Origin of the sequence: Gluconacetobacter entanii (assembly GCF_013155425.1) — a bacterium.
Lineage (GTDB): Bacteria > Pseudomonadota > Alphaproteobacteria > Acetobacterales > Acetobacteraceae > Novacetimonas > Novacetimonas entanii.
Genome location: NZ_JABJWD010000054.1, coordinates 17,345 through 35,934, shown reverse-complemented (window position 1 = coordinate 35,934; position 18,590 = coordinate 17,345). Strand labels below are relative to the sequence as shown.

Below are 18,590 nucleotides of genomic sequence, written 5' to 3'. Positions count from 1 at the left end.
GGAATGATGCCATGACGTTTGATTCATTTCTGATTTTCGTCAAGGAACTGGTTTTCATGCGCTCCGCCACGGACATGTCGGCCCGTGCCGATATGGAGGACGCCTGCCGCGCCTGCTTTGCCCAGCGGATGTCCATCTCCGATACCGCGAACCATCTTATCGAGATGGACCAGGTGGAGGAAGCGGCATGAAAACCGCAAACCTGACGCACAAGCGCACGGATGCCGCCGATAAGGGTAATTCCCGCCGGTTACCGGATGTGCCCGAAAACAATGGCTGGCCCGGGGAGTTGGGAAAGCCGGAGAAGCCCCACATTGACGGGCGGCATTGGGTCGCGGCCATACGCGGCGACCGCGTGGGTGCCCCCTTCCCGATCGCCTGGTCGGCGCAGGCCGGCTGGGGCGGATTTGATTACACGGCGGCCGAGTTTGGCGCGCGCTACATCTACCACGGTGCGGTGCTGACGCCATCGCAGGTGCGCACGCTGGTGCAGGAGGTCCGGCACTCGGCCTACGCTGCAGGACGGGCATCCGTAACTGGGGCGGTTTCGGCTGTTGAGCGCGACTATGCCGCGCAGTGGCGCCGTGTCTCCGTCCTGATGCCGAAAGATGCATGGCATGAGGATGAGGGAGACGTGCTATGGCACCGCCCTGACGAGCATGGGCGACTGTGCGAAGCTCCTGTCGTCGCGCACCCGTTAAGCTCCAGTTGGGATGATGACGACATGGAGCCATACACGCTGTGGTCGCGCATCCCCAACATCGTGCAGGGGCCGTAGCGCCATGGCCCTGCCCATTCCATTTTGCCAGCATTTCGCGGATCGCCTGTTCGAACGGTACGGTATCGCGCTGCGCGCGGGGGAATACGATGATCTGTTCACCCAGATCCGGGACCGGCGGGGCCTGTTCCTCAACCGACTGGATCGCTCCGGGTCCGAGATATGGCGCGTCACGCATACGCGGACCGGCATCGAGGTAGATGTCGTCTGGAGCCCCAGAAGCCGGAAAATCGTCACATGCGCGCCGCCGGGTACATGGGTGCAGGTCGGGGGCGTCTGGATCAACCAGGCGCTCGGAGATGCGGTGCCTGACGCCCTGACGTCGCGCCTGCGGTTCAACCTGAACCGCAAGAGAAGGAAAAGCCAATATGTGTAGCAGCACAACGGATCGGGTGATGCTGCCCGCCAGCCTGAGCGAAACGCAGGTTGCCCAGGTCGCCCGCGCCATGATGCCTGTCCGGGAGCAGGATTGGCCTGAAACGGACCTGAAGGGGTTCATGCTGCTGGCCCGCAAGGCGGCCGAAGCCGTGGTCTGTCTTGGTTCTCCTATCCCGCCGTTCGCGGATGTGGAAACGCTCTTCGTCTCGCTTCCTACGCTGTATGACAATCTCAAGGATTTTGGCCGTGCGCAGGTATTCCCGGTTTCTTTGCGCTCCGCGAACGGAACGGATATTGAACTCGTCCGCCGCGCCGACATGGAAGCGCAAATTGCTCAGAAGGACGATCAAATTGCTGGTCTGAGGAAGAAGCTGAGCGCCAAAACAGGTCATTATGTGGAAGTTCGGAACGATCGTGATGCCGCGAAGGGCAAGATCGGCGCTCTGGAGGAAGCAGTAAACAGCCTCACGCAGGAATGCGATGCTCTGAAAAAAGAGATCGCTCGCCTTCAAAAATTGGCCCTCCCCGCAGAAATGTCGCCTGACATTGCCGCCGCCTTAGGCATCATCTGTTTTCAGGCAGTGCCTTTTGCGGCTGCATTCCGATCGGTTGGGGAGAATGTCCCCCGCAAAGCCGAAGCCGAGCAGGCTTTCGTCATCTTCAGGCTGCTGAAGGCCGTGCTTGCCGGAGGGAATTTCGATCAGGCATGGCGTGCTCTGGTGGAAGATGCTTTGGCTGCGCAAGAACGAGCCGAAAAAGACCGTTTTGGTGGAGGCATGTCATGAGCGAATTCCTGCCGACAGTCTGCGTCGATTTCGATGGGGTGATCCATTCCTATGACAAGGGATGGCAGAATGGCGTGATATACGGCCATGTTGTCCCGGGTTTCTTTGAATGGCTCGAAACCACACGCGGCAAGCTCAAGGTTGTCGTCTATTCCTCGCGTTCCAAGACAAACGACGGACTGGTGGCCATGGGCCGCTGGCTTCATGAGCAGCGCAACGCATGGATCAAGGCCGGAGGTAATCGGCATCCGACCGAACCGCTGGAAATCGAGTTCGCCCATGAAAAGCCGCCAGCGTTTCTGACGATAGATGACCGGGCATTCTGCTTTCAGGGCAACTGGGCAGACCCGGCGTTGACGCCTGAAGCAATCAAGGCTTTCCGGCCCTGGAACACGCGGAGTGCGTCATGAGCGATGTTACCGAACTGATGCATGTCGCCATGCAGGCTGATCCTGAAATGACGGAACGGGAGAAGGATGCCGTACGCCGCGCGTTCCGCGCCTTGATCGCAGACGATTACCTCATCGAACACAAATCGCTGGCATGCTGGAACCGAGATGGCGCAGGTTACGAAGAATTGCCAGTTCCACGCCTTCAGCTTCGATGGACGGATGGAGGAACCATTTGCCACTACGAACTGATCCTGCGGCTTCAGAGCGTCGATATCAGACGCGAAGTGGGCGGTGAGAAGCGCAGTTGCTTTATGGCCATTCCCATGGGCTGGACGAGATGTTCGCCGCCAGTGGAACACGGGCCTGACGGAAAAATCCGGACGCCATATCGGGATGGGCGTCACATCGAATGGGATGCGGCGCAGCTGGGTCTTCCTGCTTATGTAGTCTGGAGAGGAGAGGTCCGGGTTCTGGAAAAGGTCAGCGTGTCATGACGCAGCGACCCGTAATAGAAACCGTCTTGTCCCCATGCGAAAAAACGCTGGCGTACCTCGCAAAAGGAAACTGGAGCGCGAAGGATATCATACAGGCCGTTAAGAACCATGATGGAACAGATCTTCCATCTGATGCGGCAGTTGCCTACATCAAGGCCGGTCTGGAATGTTGGCATAGCTGTGGTTTTTATCACGACCGGGCAACGCGCGGTGATGGCCATCTCAAGCATTGCGAGGGCGATGACGAAAGTTGGACCTGGAACTTTCGTTCCGGCGTCGATTACACGATCTTGCCAAAACCTGGTGTGGCGCTGGCAGACCTTGATGTGGGGATGTCTGATCCCCGGATTATTGAGATCGTCGGTGCTGCCCTCGGCAGGACAAGCCCACCGTTTCCAGTCTGGATGTCTCGGCAGCGATCATCGCCGCAGCCGATGCGCTCATCACGTCGAAAGCATCATTCCATGCGGGGCGATACATGATCGGACTGCCTCTGACCATTGGGCAGGCTTGGCGCATTATGGAGGCTGTTGAACCCGCAGAGGACATTGCTGAAGCCGCAATTGCCCTCAGCGACGGCATACGGGCAGAGGCTGAAATGATTGAGCAACTGCCCGAACCTGAAGGCGACGGGATATGATCGAACATCACGGACCGACCTATGCGCGGATGGAGCGGATCGCCAGCTTTCTGCGGGCGTGTTCCGGTCTCTGGGTCGCGTCGGAGGACGTTATCGAGGCCATGGACGGCGAGATGAACGCATCCGCCGTCCGGTATTGCCTGAAATTCCTCGTGCGCCGCCGGCGTGCGGAGCGGGCCGTGTCCGGCCGCGTCACCCTCTGGAAATCACGCTGACAGGTTCCGACGGGAATTGTCATTATCGAAGGTAAAAAACGGGCATGGGACGCAATTCCGCGATCGAATGGACCGACCACACGTTCAATCCGTGGGTCGGATGCACCGCGATCAGCCCCGCCTGCGACCACTGCTATGCGGAGGCCTGGGCGAAGCGCACCGGCGCGCCGCAGTTGTGGCAGGGCGATCGTCGTCGTACATCAGGGACCAACTGGCGGCAGCCCCTCAAATGGGACCGGGAGGCACGGGACGCAGGCGTAAGGCGCCGGGTGTTCTGCGCGTCGCTGGCGGACGTGTTTGACAACCAGGTGCCGCACGCGTGGCGGCGGGATCTGTGGGCGTTGATCGCGCAGACACCGCATCTGGACTGGCTGCTGCTGACGAAGCGTCCGCAGAACTTCACGAAGTTCCTGCCTGATGGTCAGGACGACGCGCCGGCATGGGGCATGGGCTGGCACAATGTCTGGCTGGGGGCGACCATCGCCAACCAGGTCGAGGCAGAGCGCAATGTGCCGACCCTTCTGAAGGTGCCGGCCTCTTGCCGGTTCCTGTCCATCGAACCGCTCCTCGGCGAGGTAGACCTGCTGGAATGGCTGGATCCAACGGGGGCGTGCTGTGGCGGCGAACCGGAGTGCCGTTGCCAGCCATGTCCTAGCGATGCCGACTGGCGGGGGACCCAGGGCGACGGCTTTGACCCATGCATCAACTGGGTAATCGTTGGCGGCGAAAGCGGACCGCACGCCCGACCAATGGCGCGGGACTGGGTCTCGGAACTGCAAGAACAGTGCGAAAAATACGGAATTCCGTTCTTTTTCAAGCAGTGGGGCGAACATGACGCGGAAGGAAATCGCGTCGGGAAAAAGCGCTCAGGCGCGCTGCTGGATGGGCGGGAATGGAAGGAATTCCCCTCCCTGAAGGAAAGCGGCCATGGGTGAGGCAAAGCGTCGCCGCGAGTTGCAGGAGAGCCGAACAGCGGAGGGACTGCCCGTCCCGCGCCCGACGGAATGTCCGTCATGCGGGGTCCGTGAAACCACGACGGTTCAGACCAATGCGCGCCTGCGGGAACTGGGACTGCCACAGGAGGTCGGATTCTGCGGGTCATGCCGGGCGATATGGGAGGTTTTCCCCCCGCAGTATATCGCGGACCCGGTCTGCGCGGAGCCATGTGATAACTGTGCATTCCGGCCCGGCGCGCCGGAGCAGGCCGATCCGGAGACCTGGAAATCCCTACTGGACAGCCTGCAGGTGGACGGGGATGGCATGTTCACCGGCAGGTTCTACTGTCACAAGCACGTGCCGATCGACATGAGCAAGGGACCGGGGAATTTCCTGTTTCCGCAGCGCGCGGATGGGGCCTGGGACACCGCGAAGATGCGGATGTGCAGCGGGTTCCTGCGCATGTTCTGGGCACGCAAGCGCAAGCTGGGGCTGATGTGATGGGGAAGCCTGTCGATCTGATCGGCCGACGCATGGTGCAGCCCATGCCGATCCCGGCGCGTGCCTGCGTCATCAGGGGAGACCATGGGGTGCGTGGGGTGGTTTTCTCGCTGACGCATCGTGGGCGCGCGGGCGTGGAAATCTGGGTCTGTGTGGCAGAAACGCGGGACGTTGCACGGCAATGGTGTGTATCACGGACCGAAAACATCGACCTGCCATCTTTCGCCGCCGCGCGTGTCTGGGTGCATGCATGGGCTGCGCGCTACGGGCACAGGATCCGCGAGGACATTCCCGCGCGCCGCCGCCCGAAGATCGGGTCGCGGGCCTGCCGTGCCCTGCTGGCTGCGGGCGGCTGCCGGGAGAGCTGGCTGACCAGCGATGCGCCACGTCTGGCGGCGGAAGCCGCTGTGCGCTGCCAGTCACCGGCGGCGGACTGCCACCATTACGGCAGGTGCCAGTACGGGACCTGCGATATGGAGATGGATGTGGACGATGCCTCCTAGACGCCTTCAGATGCTCCCCGAAAGTCTGTGCGCCCCCTGCCCCGACTGCGACATGACGATCAGCGTTCTGGCAGCAGAGGATGACGCAGGCCTGTTCTGGCCGGAGGGCGGCGAGGGCATCGGGCCACTTTCCTACATCAACTGCGAACATTGCGGTGCTGCCTTCCATGCCCTGGCCGTTGGCCCTGCACACGCATTACATCCCTACGACCGGAGAAGAATCGATATGGTGTTCCAGAGCGAAAAACTGCCGCAAGGGTTGCGGGACTGTCCTGATTTGGGAACAATAAAAAATGAAGTTCCTGCATCAAACGGTAGATGCACGAGACTTAAAAATTCTGATCCCCAAAATAATGACGATGAAAGGAATGATCGTGACCCAGAACGACAACCCGGCTGACAATTTTTTTGCGGAAGTAAGGACGCGCCTCAAACATGATGAAGAACTTGAAGTCCCCAGTTCTTCATATCGCCATGAGGCTGTCACCCCTCAAGTTGGTCACCTGAGCATTCCAGTCAATATAATTCCATTGCAGGGGGGATACGACAAGAAGCGCCTGGATCAACTGTGCCATGATCTGGGGTTTGTGCCCGATCAACTCTCAAAAGACAAAATAAAAAATAGTGATGATGGTCGCAAGGTAACAATTACCCGCTATTGTAAATCTGTGCGCAAAGACTATCTCGCAGGAGCAGAAATGACCCTGTCGGTGACTTTCAATATCGCCGATAACCCCTTTTCCCGAGGGTAGCCCCTGCCGATCTCCTGCTGTCGTGGTTTCGGGGACCAAAATCTGTTGTCGTTCGGTATCCGCGACGTTAGGCTGTCGTGGTTTCAGGGACCTAAGCGGTCCGGGCATCAGATCCGGAGGTGGATGTGGCGGCGCAGCAGGTTGATCTTTTTCTTGATTCCATGATGGGGCAGACCCTGCGCGGGGACCGCGCCCTGATGGAATTCCCTTTCTTTTCATTGGCCAAGCGCCCCCGTCACACGCCCATCACTTATGACGATGGGCGGGTGATGATACGCGTCTCGCCCGGAGAACGGGGCATCGCGACCATCTGGGACAAGGACATTCTGATCTATGTGACGTCCCTGATGAACGAGCAGCTGGAGCGTGGAATCGAGCCCGGCCGGACCATTCAGTTCGCGGCCGTGGATTTTCTGCGCGTGGCGGGCCGCGGGACATCCGGAAAATCCTATGAGCAGCTGAAGGATGCGCTGTTCCGCCTGCGCTCAACGACGATCACCACGTCAATCGCGTCGGCCGGAGAGGAGGAGGAGCGCGGTTTTGGCTGGATCGAGGCGTGGCGCATCGTCAAGCGCATGCGCAAGGACGGCAACCGGGTCATGGAGGCCATTGAAGTTACCCTCAGCGACTGGATGTACCGCGCCATCGTCAAGGAGCGCCGCGTTCTCGCGATGGATTCCAAATATTTCGAACTGACCATGGCAATGGAACGTCGGCTGTATGAACTGGTACGCAAGCATTTGGGCAACCAGCAGACGTGGATGATCTCGCTTCCGCGCCTGGCAGAGAAAATTGGCACGCAGATGGAATTAAAGAAGCTGAAGGCGGAACTGGTCGAGATATGCCGCCGCGACAGCCTGATCCATTACCAGATGAACCTGGAGGCACCGCCCGGGATCGTGCGCGTACCGCCGCGACGTGTGCAGGTCGTATTTTCGCATAGGGACAGGGTTTGACCCATCCATCGTGGTTTTACGGACCCAACAGACCATCCACTTGTTTATAAAGGGTTTTTATCAAAACCTGGCTGTCCTGATGGCAGTCAATGAACGGCCCTGATGCCGCTCATGCGTGGAATAGCCTCTGGCGGCGTCACCAGAGGCGGGATTTCTGCCATTTCCTGTGGAAAATCAGATTTTTGTCGTATATCCGGGACCAGGCGTCGTAATATCGCGGACTGAAGCGTCGTAACATCACGGACCGTATGTCGTGGTTTTATGGACTGAAAAACGCGCAATATGCTGATTCGAAACCGGTTTTCAGACCCGTAACTGTTTTAACAAATTTAAATAACCTCTTAACGATAATGGTCTGTGGATAACCAGACATTATTGTCATCACGCCTGCCGCTTTTGGCCTGACAATCAACAATTTTCCGGTTCTTTCTCTTGGTTTTACGTGGGTATCTGGTTAGATAACCATGGTTGACCATAGGGGAGGCATCCATGGAGCTTGTCGAATGTCCGACGCGACAGCTGAAACTCACGGAGGCAGGATGCGCCGCCCTGTGGAAATCAACCCGCATCAGGCCACCACAGGCGTGGGAAGGACGGCAGGCCTGCAGGGGATGCGCGCTAGGAGCGATGCGTGCTGGCGTCGCTCCTGAGAAAGCAGCGACGCCTCCAATGCGTGTGGCCCGTATCTGCGTACGCTGTCACAAACAGGCGGAAAGAGTGATCCAGAACCGCCTGTGCATCTCGTGCTACAATCGCGAGGGAGAGGCCCGTCGTGGACGTGACAGGAACGGACATCGTCCCGTACTGGCAGATCAACTGTACACCGACAGCATTGACGTCCACAATTCCAGCAGATCTTACACCGTTACCAGCACAGTTCTGAACCGAAGCGAACTGATGCTCCAGGCACTTCATACCGCAACGGAAAACCTGTGGTTTACCGCGCGGCGACGGTTGAACATCCCCGTTCCGGGGCTGCAACTGTCATTGCCACTATGAATCTTCCTGCCGATCCGGACGCACATGGATGGTCGATAACGCGGCACGTCTGTGCCGTCTGCCAAGGACGCATGCTTCAGCGGGGAGAGGAACTGCGCTGCTCGGGATGCGACCGCCGGGCACGGGGAAAAGTCTCGGCCCTGTGTGGCTGCGGGATGCGCGTAGGCAAGGACCGGCCATTTATATGCATGCCCAATCCACGGAAATCGGCTGCTGACCCGGTTGAAATTGTGATCGGCTACCGGCCGGAAAAATCGGAAATTCCCAGAAATGTCTGACGACGAGGAATTTGAGGCCTTTTCGGCTGCCCCTGAGACTGAAGACAGTCCGCTGGGCGTGATGACACGCCTGATTGACACCGAGGGGATGTTTTCCTTCCTGAAAACCGGTGAAGTCCGGATTGCCGTGTTCATGAGGCATTTTCCGAAGGAAAAGCAGGGACGGATCGTATTGGGCGAACTGGCATTGCCACGGTTCCAGGGGGGGCTTGCCCGCCTTGGTTCATGGCTTCTGCAGCGCGCAACGTGGTTTCAGGGACCGGATTACATCCTGATGATCGACCAGGACTGGTGGGATGGCGCACGTCCGGAAGCACAGGAAGCACTGGTCTTCCACGAACTGATGCACGCAGAGCATGCCGTGGACAGGGATGGGGAACTGAAATTCGATGATGAAGGACGCCCGGTCTGGAGCCTGAAAGGCCATGATCTCGAAGAGTTCCGCGAGGTGGTCCGGCGATATGGCGACTGGAGCGGAGAGATCGGAGCCTTCGTAGACGCCGCGCGGATCGGGGGCGTGACCTGATGGCGAGACCCGCGCTGGACCGCGTCCGCAAGAAGGAATTGCGTGCCGAATTTGAAAAGGAGGTCATGGCCGCGTTCGCCAATTTTGGACCCGATTTCGACAAATCCGCCCTCATGCGCAAATACACGGCTGCTGGGCTCAACACGTCGAGCCTGTATCGCTGGTTTGACGCCATCAAATCATCGGGCGCCCCGGGCCGTGCATTTGCCGAGAAGGTTCGAGATAACGTGCGCGAACGCAGCCAGGCCAGCCAAGAGCCTGCGGTAGCGATCGGCGCGGATATCGTCGCCGAACTGCCGGTGGTGCCCGATCCTGACGAGATCGTGGGGCTGGGCGTCGGCAAGATCGTTGACCAGATGCAGATGTGCATGAATGTCGCACGCAGGATCCTCAAGCACAGTTTCCATGACGACGGTAAGCCCCGCAACGCCAAGCTGGCCCTGTCCGCGTCGGAGCACCTGCGCCGCTCGGTCGATACGATGGCAGGCCTGTATGAAATGATGATCGCGTACCAACAGGTTGAGACGTTCCACAAGACGATTTTCGAGGTCATCCGTGACGTTGATCCGATCGTGGCGGAGACGATCCTCGGGCGTTTGCGGCAACTGAACGCAACCCAGCGCGGAGGGGCGGGATGAACCTGCTGCAGCGTTCTCTCGACTGCCAGCTCATGATGCTGGAGGAAACTGCGGCACGGCTGGGCTATGGCGGGACGGGCTCGATCCCGGAGGCCATGGGGTTTCTGGAGTGGTGCGAGGACCTGGCGGCAAAGGGGCTGAAAATTGACGGACGCCCTTTCCGCCTGGACAACCGGCCGGCCCTGCGCCCGATCTACGATGCAATCCCGACCACCCGCCAGCAGGCCTATGGCAAGACTCTCGTGATCCAGAAGGCGACCCAGCTGGGCCTTACCGTGTGGGAAGTGCTGGCCGACCTTTACATGGCCAAGAAATGGTCGCCGGTGAATATCGGGATGTTCCTGCCCGACCAGAACACGGCGGCGTTCAAGTCCGAACGACGGTTCATGCCGATCATCCGGTCGTCGCCACAGCTGCTATCGGAACTGATCTATCGCTATGACGGCAAGGGCGGCCGGCAGAAGATCGGTGAAGGCAATGTCCTGACGCGCGAGATCGCGGGGTCGCTCCTGATGTTCCTGTGGACGTCGGGCAAGGTCTCCACGGAATCCCGGCCCATGGATATCGTCAGTCTGGACGAAGTCCAGGGTATGAGCCTGGAGGAAATTGACAAGGTCGCAGCCCGAATGGGTGACAGCGACGTGCGTTTCAAGATGCTGCTGTCCACGGCGAACATGCCGGACGAGGATATCAACAACTGGTACAAGCGTGGCACGCAGGAGGTGTGGCACACGCGATGTCCCGGTTGCGGGGCGCTGTCGGACCTGTCCGATCCCAACGGCATATTCCCGTCGCGCTCGATCGTTTTCAACAAGGGTCAGGTCCGCCCTGCCCCGCCATATCCCGGCGAAACGGCCCAGCACGCGCCGCCTGTTGATGATTATGTGTGGGTCTGCCCGGAGTGCCAGGGCTACATCCCCGACCCGCAATATGGTGACTATATTGCCCAGAATCCCGGTGCTGGAAATGATATCCGCTCATTCCTGCTGCCCCGGACGATCAGCCCGAGGATGACCGCCCGGGAAATGTTCACCGATTTCGGGTTTGCATCGACAGGAGCGCAGAAACAGAGTTTCTTCAATCGCACGCTGGCGCGCCCCTATGTTGATCCAGACCAGATCCCAGTTTCCTACGAGGTCTGCCAGGCGGGCGTGGAGCGCGGACGTGCCGCTGGCGTGACATGGGAGGAAACGGGCAGCGGGACCTACATGGGGATCGACCAGATGGGGGGCTTTAACGCCGTCATCATCAAGAAGCGGCTGCCTGACAACCGGCAGGCGGTGATCCATGTGGAGGCTGTGTTCGACCTGTCCCCGTTTGACCGGTGTGCTGATCTGATGCGGCAGTACGGGGTTGAGGTCTGTGTCGTCGAACAGCTGCCGAATTTCAACGATGCGCGCAAATTCGCCAACCGCTTCCCCGGCCGCGTGTTCCTGTGCACCGGCTATCAGGACATGGGCGATGAATCCATGCACTGGGGGGACAGCCTGTCGCGGTCGGAGCGTATGACCAGCGAGGAAGAACGGACGCGCTACACAGTTCGCTTGGACCGATACAAATGCATGCAGACGTCCTTGTACCGCATTCGCGACGGTATCTGCCTGTTTCCCGACCCCAACGGGCTGGAGCAGGAAGTCATCGAGAACGGCAGGAAGCGGCGCATCGCGATCCTCTACGACTGGGTTTTCCTGCATTTTTCCCGTACTGCCCTGGTCACGGTTGCAGATCCGGAAACAGGGAAGACACGGCGCACTGTCCAGAAGATCGGGCTGGACCCGCATTTCAGTTTTGCACTGATGCTATGTGATGCGGCATGGGCACGTGTGCAGGGCAATTCCACGTTCATCCTTCCTGATGCTGGATTGGCAGGCGTGGGTACCGCCCAGTCGCCGTCTCCGTCCGCAGCCCAGAACCTGACGTCGCGGCTGGCAGAAATGATGGGAAGCGCCCCGGAGGGTGCCTGCGGGAAATGCCGGTATTTCGGAGGGGGCACCTGTTCGGAACGGGATCTGCGCGTTGGTGCGCTGGACCCGGGTTGCGTGTTCTACGAGCCCGCTGCGGACGACGTGACATCGTGATGCGACACTGAACGGCATGAACGAAACCGTGCGACAGTTGGCCCTCGGCCTCGATACCCCGCCTGACGAACGTTTCGACGCGTCCGTGGAGATGCACAAGGCGTATCGCCCGCTGGCGTCCCAACTGATCCCGCCTGAAAACCTGCGCCCTGTGATTGACTACATCAACAATGGGTTGATGGACGCTGAGTTCTACAAGGCAACCCCGCGGCAGATCATCCGGCTGGGCGACGGCAATGACACGGGCGGCCGCATGCGGTCAGTGCGGCTGGACCCCCAGAAGATATTTTCCCAGGCGCGGTATTTTGAGAGGCCGTCCGCGCTGGATTTCACCGGACTGCGCGCGATCGTGGCGCAGACGCCGATCCTCAGCGCCATCGTGCGCCGGCGTGTGCGCCAGGTCAGTAGGTTTGCCCAGATCAGCGAGGATGGCGGCCTCGGGTTTGAAATCCGGCACAAGGATCGCAACCATCTGCTCAAGGGGACGGAGGCCGATGCCGCCGCGCATCTGGCGCGGTTTTTCCTCAACTGCGGCTGGGAGTTCAATCCACGCCGGCGCAAGCTGATGCACCGCGACAATTTCCGCCAGTTCATGGCCAAGTCGGTGCGGGATTCCCTGACGCTGGATTCATGCCCCATCGAGACGGAGATGCGTCGGAACGCTGAACTGGGGCTTGACGGGTTCTACGCCGTGGACGGTGCCACGATCCGGCTGTGTTCCGAGCAGCATTACGAGGGGGATGACCCGATTTATGCCCTGCAGGTCATCGATGGGCGCATCGGGACCACCTACACGATTGATCAGTTGATCTACGAGGTTCGCAATCCGCGCACCGACGTTGACACGGGTGGATACGGTGAGGCGGAGCCGGAGGTGATGATCAAGGTCATCACGGGCATCCTGAACGCCATGTCCTACAACAATGCCGGGTTCGACGAAAATTCCATCCCCAAGGGCATCCTGCAGCTGATCGGCGATTACGGGCAGGAAGATATCGCGGCGTTCAAGCGATACTGGAACGCCATGGTCAAGGGGACGGCCAACACCTGGGCCCTTCCTGTCATGGTGGCGAAGGACGCGCAGAGCAAGGTCGCGTTCGAGAAGTTCGACACCGACTTCAACGAGATGCATTTCGCCAAATGGATGACGTTCCTGACATCCATCGCATGCGCGATCTACGGCATGGCACCGGACGAGATCAATTTCGAGAGTTTCTCCGCGTCAAAGTCCTCCCTGTCTGGCAGCGATACGGAGGCCAAGCTGGAGAACGGGCAGGACACGGGGCTGCTGCCACTGCTTGCGTTCTATGAGGCTACGTTCAGCGATTTCATCGTGTCGGCCTTCAACGATGACTGGTGTTTCCGCTTCGTCGGGCTGGATAGCGAGGATGCCGGGGCCAAGGCGAAGGAAGACGAGTCTGTCATGACGGTCAACGAACTGCGTGGCCGCCGCGGTGACGCGCCCTTCCCTGACCCCGTGCTGGGCAACGCGCCGCTCAATCCCAGCCTGATCCAGCCATGGATGGAACTGAACAAACAGCGGTTCGCAGGCGCAGGTACCGACGATGATCAGCGCCCGGGCGATCCCGGCCGTCCGTCCGATCCTCCTCCCGATGGTGACGCGGATACGCCTCTAGAAACCGATGATCCCGAGCCGGTCAGGAAATCCCTGGCCACTGTCTACACGGTCGAATAGGCCCGATAACAGGACTTCCCGACGGTGAGAATTTACATCCTTCTAAAAGCCACGATCGCGAACCGGCCCGGCATGGCGCTGGTTTACGGGACGGATCGCCGCGGGCGGCGCATGCGGCGCTGGAAGCGGGTCGCCGCGCCGGATGCTCCCCCCGCCCATGTCCATGCCGCAGCCGAAAAGGAAGGTGGCGTGCATCGCTCCATTCCGCCGGAACATTTCAACGCGGTGGATTTCGCAGCGCCCTATAACGATCATGCTGTGTCGTTGCCGGAGGTCTATCACGGATTTCCGGCCGATACGCAGGCCCGGCTGGATCAGTCTGCTGACGAACTTGCCAAGAAGCCGACGACGGTTGAACTGTTCTGCCATGACGGTGTCTACACGCCTGAGCGTGCAGCACTTCATGAGAGGATACTGGCCGATTATACGTCGGCAGAGCGCCTATCCAAGGCTTTCCCTGCCGAAGGGGAAGCGCCGACCTTCATTTTCCTTGGCGGCCGTGGTGGTTCCGGGAAATCCGCGTTGCGGGGTATCGCATATGGCGACGACGCGCTTGTCATCGATGCAGACGGCATCAAGGCGCGCCTGCCTGGTTATGACGGGACGAACGCACATCTCTATCATGAGGAATCGTCAGACATCGCAGAAGAATTGATGCGGCGTCTGAAGGCGATCAAAGCCAATATCGTTTATGATTCCACCATGCGCACGACAGCCACGGCTGTAGCCCTTGCAAAGTCGATGAAAGCGGATCATTATCGGCTGGAAGTGCATTACATGTTTCTGCCGCGGCTTGATGCAGCACGTCGCGCCGTGAGCAGATATATCGAAGACGGGCGGCTGGTCCCTCCTTCCGTGGTGCTCGGAAACCTGACAAACGAAGCAAGTTTTGATGCCGTGAAAGACCTGGCGGACAGCTGGTCATTTCGCAGCAATCTGGTGGCGCGGGGCAGTCCGCCTGCCCTGATATCGGAGAAGAAAGATGACCGTACTGAAAAATCCCGAAACGTGGGATTATCCGGACACGGTGGACATAGCCAGGGAGAGCCGCGTGAAGCTGTCTCCGGAGGCAGAGACGGCCTGGGAGGAACGCGTCAGGAAGGCGCGGCAGATGCGGGCGGAAGCCGACGCGACCGCCTCACGAAAGGACTGATCCCTTCAGCCCGTATTCTGGTGCTGCTTCCTGACTGTCGGCGTGCATGACCAGGCGCGCGGAAATTCTGGTCGATATTGGAGGTATAGCGTCATGCCAGTGCGATGATGCGCTGGAAAGCCTGTTCAAGGCCGCGACGGAAACGCCAGCCCGGAACCCCACCATGCTGTGGGATGACGTTCCCAATCCGATCATCCGCAGGCTGGTCGAACTGTTCACCCAGAAATATCAGGCGGTCCTGAAGCAACTGCAGGACCGCTTTGGCCAGATCCTTACCGGGAAGGGCACAGGCTCGCTCCAGAAGGCGCTATCCCCTGGATGGGGACGGTGGACGCCTGAACAGGAGCAGGAGGCCCGGGCGCATCTGGAGCGGCATCCTCCCGAAGATTATACCCTTGATGACTGGATGCTGCTGGTCGAGCTGCTGATGCAGGAATACCTGCCGCATGACGTGGCGGTGGACTGGGGGGACTGGCTGACGGTACGGGCTACGCTCGCGGGAAAGGCGCAGGCTGCGTTCGAGGCGCGGGGCATCCGGGATGCCGAGAGCATCGCGAAAATGGCGGAATACATGCCCACGGGGTTCGGGGCGGTTCCGCGCAAGATCCTCACGCCAGTCGAGATGAAGACCATCGAGATTGCGCGGGCACGCGCGGCCGAGAACATCTCCGCCGTCACCGACGTGGCGCGCCACAAGATGAAGAACCTGATCATCCAGCACATGGAAGCGCAGATGTTCGGGATGAAGCAGGGTCAGTTCACCGCACTGCGGCAGAGCCTTTTTGATGCGTTCGGGGAACTGAACCGAGATTTCCGGCGCATTGCAGTGACCGAGGCGGGGGAGGCCTGCAACCAGGGCCTGATCGCCACCCTCTCGCCCGGGCAGCGGGTCAAGCGCGTGGAAGCTTATCGCGGCGCGTGCGCGTTCTGCAAATCGATCAACGGGAAAATCTTTACCGTCGTTGCGCCCGACGCGCCGGAGCAGAATGGCCAGACGCAGGTCTGGGTCGGGAAAACCAATATCGGGCGCTCTGCCGCTTCGCGGCGTCGCACTGACGAAGGGCTGATGCCCCGCAGCGAAAACGAGATGTGGTGGCCAGCCGCCGGCGTCCAGCACCCGAACTGCCGGGGCAGCTGGGTCACGGTTACGGATCCGGGACCTGATGTTTCCCCTGAATTCGTCAACTGGATGGACGGAATCCTGCGCAAGCATAGTCTCAAGCCAGTCGGCAGACCAAGCGGGCAGCAACCAACGTAGCCAGATTGCATGCATGCATGCAAAACACGCGTCTGTCGTGACGGCATGATGGGACATCATCATGCAGCGGAGCGATTATGCGCGGTTTTCTGACTTTCCTTGCGGTTCTGGCCTGCCCTGTGCTTGCCCTGGCGGCGAGCGTGGGGCCGTCCAGTCCCATGATGCCCGAGGCTCCGGCGATCATGGCCGCAGCCACGTGGCAGGAGATTTTCCCGGCTGGCACCCAAAATCATGGCGGCGTGTTCCAGAACACCTCTGCGGCGGTGGAGTATATCTGTCTGACGGGATGCGCGGGGGGCGATCTTGGTTCCACAGCGATTGCCGTCTATCCGGCATCGGCGACGAACCCCGGCATATTCCGGTGGGGGCCAGTCAGCGGCCCCATTACGGTCTATGGCGCGAAAGCAGGCCAGACCTACAGCGCGTTTGGAGGCTGACATGCATGCTTGCAAGCAAATCGGCAAGCGCCGAGGCATTCTGCCATGCTGATCCTCCTCAAAGCCATGCCGCATCCCTTGTCATGCTTCCATGAACCCACGGAGGGACAGAAACGGGCTGGAAATTATCGTAAGACGAAAACCGAGTTCGGAGGCTTGCCAATCACAATCGAGAACGAGGCCGGGAGCGTCCGCCGCGGTCGCGATCATGGCGGCAAGGAATGGGCCACCACCATGACATGCCATTACGGATATATCCGGGGCACCGTGGGGGCGGACGGCGACCATTATGACGTGTTCATCGGACCGGATGAAAAGTCGCAGCGTGTCTGGATCGTCCAGACCATGGCACCCCCTGATTTTCGCAAGAAGGACGAGGAAAAGGCGATGCTCGGCTTTGGCAGCGAAAGCGAGGCCCGGGCCAGCTTTCTGCGCCATTACGACAATCCTGCCTTCCTGGGGGCAATCCGCGAGCTGCCGTTCGACACTTTCAAGCGCCAGGTCATGGCGACCAAGGAGAACGGAGGAAAACTGCGGGATCCGAAGCCGGTGAGAAAATGCTTTATCATGCTTGGGCGCGAGAGTCCGGCATGATTGCGCCGCGCCATAGGATGTGGCGCGCACTGATCTGGCTGCTGGTCCGCGAGGAACGCACCCGGGCACGGGCATGGGCCACGATCATACATGCATCCCGTCGCCAGCGGCGGTCGGGTCGTAAAAAATAGGGGGCTGGCAGGCTGTCTGGTATGTTGACCAGACCGGCGACGACCACTACCTATTACGATCATCGTGGTATCACGGACCATCTCCGTCGCCGCGTATCAAGACTGGGGGCACGGTTATGCTGAGCGCGAGGCAGGTCGCTGATTATTTTCTGACGTTGGCGGATCCAGACGTTGGGGATGAGATTTCCAATCTGAAGCTCCAGAAGCTCTGCTATTACGCGCAGGGGTTCAGCCTGGCTTTGAACGACACGCCCCTGTTTATGGAGCCGATTGTCGCTTGGCAGCATGGCCCCGTGGTGGAATCAATTTACCATGCGTTCAAGATATATGGGTCACAAGGGATTCCATGTCCTGTGGGGCTGGATTTCTCGGTATATGACGAGGATGACCGGGAACTGCTGAACGAAGTCTATGACGAGTATGGGCAGTTTTCCGCGTGGAAACTGCGCAATATGACGCATGAGGAAGCGCCGTGGCGCAACACTGACAAGAGCGGTGCAAATAACGTGATCTCCCAGTCAGCTATGAAAAAATTCTTCAAGAGGCGGCTGAAGGACTAGCGTCCTGTCGGCCAAGAAAAACAAAAAGCGTATCGCCAGTGCCCCAGCGCGGACATCGGGAAGAATTGCTGCGCCGCAGTCATCAAGCGGCAGTACTGATCACCTGAAGCCCCATTTCAGTCTGGAAAACCTGCAGCCATCGCATGATATCGAATGCTGCGAGGAGAATGAGCGGGCAAGGTTCGCTATGGCAATCGCCAAACGTTCCAAATTAACGTGGAACGAACTGCGGGCATCCGGTCGTCACGGACTTGGATACGAGAAGATCGGTCGATCATCCATGAAGGTGGCTATTCCGGCATTCATCACAGAAGAGACGCCAATAATTTCTTTTCGATGTGCGGCCATGGCGCCGATGGTCGGTTATCGTGGCGGCCGGGTTTTCTATGTCGTCTGGATTGACCGTGCGTTTGATGTGTACGATCATGGATGAAGTATGATTGACCTTCCTCTTCATGTTTATTCTAAATTATTTATCCATTTATTTATGATTGATGTTTTGATTTAATTTATTAATAAATGAATAAACATCATTGAAAACACTAATAAGCAAATAAAAAGAGAAGCTAATGCTGTAAATCTCTCATAAATAGAAATATTAGGCAAAAAGTCTACCAAATTAATTGTGGTGTATGCATTGTGGTTCACAGTTAGAGATGAATAAATCTTATTGTTAATATCATTTATTGTAGAATAGATGTTTTTTTCTGCATTGTCGCGTTCAGAAGTAATGTTTTCAATTTTTTTATCAAGATTAGCAATTTCCTCTTTTCGCTCCTTTATTAATGTGTCACAATTTGATATTTCTTCGCCAATACTAGTGAAAATTTTTACTTCGTAAGTACTTATACCTTTATCTATACGTTCCTTTTTTCTATTAAGGTCAAAAAGATTCAATTCGTCATCTTTCAA

The 18,590-nt window shown here is 58.7% G+C and carries 27 protein-coding genes; 26 read left to right on the top strand and 1 reads right to left on the bottom strand.

Annotated elements, in window-relative coordinates; translation table 11 throughout:
- Positions 1-11: 11 nt before the first annotated feature.
- The 26 genes from HNH97_RS09835 to HNH97_RS09710 all read left to right on the top strand — a co-directional run bounded on the left by HNH97_RS09835 (position 12) and on the right by HNH97_RS09710 (position 18,111).
- Positions 12-191 carry a hypothetical protein gene (locus tag HNH97_RS09835; RefSeq protein WP_171790757.1) on the top strand — a complete coding sequence of 60 codons (180 nt, stop codon included), beginning with the start codon at positions 12-14 and terminating at the stop codon, positions 189-191.
- Positions 188-778, top strand: coding sequence for a hypothetical protein (locus tag HNH97_RS09830; RefSeq protein ID WP_171790756.1), 591 nt, complete (start codon positions 188-190; stop codon positions 776-778). The genes HNH97_RS09835 and HNH97_RS09830 overlap by 4 nt, the downstream gene beginning before the upstream one ends.
- A 4-nt stretch (positions 779-782) precedes the next feature.
- A complete protein-coding gene (locus HNH97_RS09825) occupies positions 783-1,154 on the top strand; it encodes a hypothetical protein (protein WP_171790755.1) in 372 nt (123 codons plus the stop codon).
- Between the two features lie 19 nt (positions 1,155-1,173).
- On the top strand, positions 1,174-1,941 hold the full coding sequence (locus HNH97_RS09820; protein ID WP_171790754.1) for a TMF family protein: 768 nt from the start codon (positions 1,174-1,176) through the stop codon (positions 1,939-1,941).
- Positions 1,938-2,351 carry a hypothetical protein gene (locus tag HNH97_RS09815; RefSeq protein ID WP_171790753.1) on the top strand — a complete coding sequence of 138 codons (414 nt, stop codon included), beginning with the start codon at positions 1,938-1,940 and terminating at the stop codon, positions 2,349-2,351. Before HNH97_RS09820 ends, HNH97_RS09815 begins: the two co-directional genes overlap by 4 nt.
- Positions 2,348-2,827: a hypothetical protein gene (locus HNH97_RS09810; RefSeq protein ID WP_171790752.1), complete on the top strand. Its 480-nt coding sequence runs from the start codon at positions 2,348-2,350 to the stop codon at positions 2,825-2,827. The genes HNH97_RS09815 and HNH97_RS09810 overlap by 4 nt, the downstream gene beginning before the upstream one ends.
- A complete protein-coding gene (locus tag HNH97_RS09805) occupies positions 2,824-3,309 on the top strand; it encodes a hypothetical protein (protein ID WP_171790751.1) in 486 nt (161 codons plus the stop codon). Before HNH97_RS09810 ends, HNH97_RS09805 begins: the two co-directional genes overlap by 4 nt.
- On the top strand, positions 3,306-3,467 hold the full coding sequence (locus tag HNH97_RS09800) for a hypothetical protein (RefSeq protein ID WP_171790750.1): 162 nt from the start codon (positions 3,306-3,308) through the stop codon (positions 3,465-3,467). Before HNH97_RS09805 ends, HNH97_RS09800 begins: the two co-directional genes overlap by 4 nt.
- Positions 3,464-3,682 carry a hypothetical protein gene (locus tag HNH97_RS09795; RefSeq protein ID WP_171790749.1) on the top strand — a complete coding sequence of 73 codons (219 nt, stop codon included), beginning with the start codon at positions 3,464-3,466 and terminating at the stop codon, positions 3,680-3,682. The genes HNH97_RS09800 and HNH97_RS09795 overlap by 4 nt, the downstream gene beginning before the upstream one ends.
- Positions 3,683-3,726: 44 nt before the next feature.
- Entirely contained in the window at positions 3,727-4,617 is an 891-nt protein-coding gene (locus tag HNH97_RS09790; protein ID WP_048859043.1) for a phage Gp37/Gp68 family protein, read from the top strand.
- Entirely contained in the window at positions 4,610-5,119 is a 510-nt protein-coding gene (locus tag HNH97_RS09785; protein ID WP_171790748.1) for a hypothetical protein, read from the top strand. Before HNH97_RS09790 ends, HNH97_RS09785 begins: the two co-directional genes overlap by 8 nt.
- The gene (locus HNH97_RS09780; protein WP_141312836.1) at positions 5,116-5,622 is read left to right on the top strand and encodes a hypothetical protein; all 507 of its coding nucleotides are present in this window, start codon (positions 5,116-5,118) and stop codon (positions 5,620-5,622) included. Before HNH97_RS09785 ends, HNH97_RS09780 begins: the two co-directional genes overlap by 4 nt.
- A 52-nt stretch (positions 5,623-5,674) precedes the next feature.
- The gene (locus HNH97_RS09775; RefSeq protein WP_141312834.1) at positions 5,675-6,022 is read left to right on the top strand and encodes a hypothetical protein; all 348 of its coding nucleotides are present in this window, start codon (positions 5,675-5,677) and stop codon (positions 6,020-6,022) included.
- Complete coding sequence (locus HNH97_RS09770) at positions 5,997-6,374, top strand: hypothetical protein (RefSeq protein WP_139312888.1); 378 nt, start codon at positions 5,997-5,999, stop codon at positions 6,372-6,374. The genes HNH97_RS09775 and HNH97_RS09770 overlap by 26 nt, the downstream gene beginning before the upstream one ends.
- Positions 6,375-6,499: 125 nt before the next feature.
- Positions 6,500-7,330 (top strand): replication initiator protein A, encoded by an 831-nt coding sequence (locus HNH97_RS09765; protein ID WP_048859068.1) that lies wholly within the window; start codon positions 6,500-6,502, stop codon positions 7,328-7,330.
- Between the two features lie 717 nt (positions 7,331-8,047).
- Positions 8,048-8,329 carry a hypothetical protein gene (locus HNH97_RS09760; RefSeq protein WP_171790747.1) on the top strand — a complete coding sequence of 94 codons (282 nt, stop codon included), beginning with the start codon at positions 8,048-8,050 and terminating at the stop codon, positions 8,327-8,329.
- Between the two features lie 270 nt (positions 8,330-8,599).
- On the top strand, positions 8,600-9,133 hold the full coding sequence (locus HNH97_RS09755; RefSeq protein ID WP_048859040.1) for a putative metallopeptidase: 534 nt from the start codon (positions 8,600-8,602) through the stop codon (positions 9,131-9,133).
- Positions 9,133-9,771 carry a hypothetical protein gene (locus tag HNH97_RS09750; RefSeq protein ID WP_171790746.1) on the top strand — a complete coding sequence of 213 codons (639 nt, stop codon included), beginning with the start codon at positions 9,133-9,135 and terminating at the stop codon, positions 9,769-9,771. The genes HNH97_RS09755 and HNH97_RS09750 overlap by 1 nt, the downstream gene beginning before the upstream one ends.
- Positions 9,768-11,849 (top strand): phage terminase large subunit family protein, encoded by a 2,082-nt coding sequence (locus tag HNH97_RS09745; RefSeq protein ID WP_048859038.1) that lies wholly within the window; start codon positions 9,768-9,770, stop codon positions 11,847-11,849. The genes HNH97_RS09750 and HNH97_RS09745 overlap by 4 nt, the downstream gene beginning before the upstream one ends.
- 16 nt (positions 11,850-11,865) lie before the next feature.
- Positions 11,866-13,545, top strand: coding sequence for a phage portal protein (locus HNH97_RS09740; protein WP_048859037.1), 1,680 nt, complete (start codon positions 11,866-11,868; stop codon positions 13,543-13,545).
- A 24-nt stretch (positions 13,546-13,569) separates the two neighbouring features.
- On the top strand, positions 13,570-14,748 hold the full coding sequence (locus tag HNH97_RS09735; RefSeq protein WP_171790745.1) for a zeta toxin family protein: 1,179 nt from the start codon (positions 13,570-13,572) through the stop codon (positions 14,746-14,748).
- The gene (locus HNH97_RS09730) at positions 14,745-15,956 is read left to right on the top strand and encodes a hypothetical protein (RefSeq protein ID WP_048859035.1); all 1,212 of its coding nucleotides are present in this window, start codon (positions 14,745-14,747) and stop codon (positions 15,954-15,956) included. Before HNH97_RS09735 ends, HNH97_RS09730 begins: the two co-directional genes overlap by 4 nt.
- Before the next feature lie 77 nt (positions 15,957-16,033).
- A complete protein-coding gene (locus HNH97_RS09725) occupies positions 16,034-16,393 on the top strand; it encodes a hypothetical protein (RefSeq protein ID WP_048859034.1) in 360 nt (119 codons plus the stop codon).
- A gap of 45 nt (positions 16,394-16,438) precedes the next feature.
- Positions 16,439-16,987 (top strand): hypothetical protein, encoded by a 549-nt coding sequence (locus tag HNH97_RS09720; protein WP_171790744.1) that lies wholly within the window; start codon positions 16,439-16,441, stop codon positions 16,985-16,987.
- Positions 16,988-17,234: 247 nt separating this feature from the next.
- Entirely contained in the window at positions 17,235-17,678 is a 444-nt protein-coding gene (locus HNH97_RS09715) for a Panacea domain-containing protein (RefSeq protein WP_171790743.1), read from the top strand.
- A 187-nt stretch (positions 17,679-17,865) separates the two neighbouring features.
- A complete protein-coding gene (locus tag HNH97_RS09710) occupies positions 17,866-18,111 on the top strand; it encodes a hypothetical protein (RefSeq protein ID WP_171790742.1) in 246 nt (81 codons plus the stop codon).
- A gap of 71 nt (positions 18,112-18,182) precedes the next feature.
- On the opposite strand, the gene HNH97_RS09705 is transcribed toward HNH97_RS09710, so the two are convergent.
- Positions 18,183-18,590: a hypothetical protein gene (locus HNH97_RS09705; RefSeq protein WP_171790741.1), complete on the bottom strand. Its 408-nt coding sequence runs from the start codon at positions 18,588-18,590 to the stop codon at positions 18,183-18,185.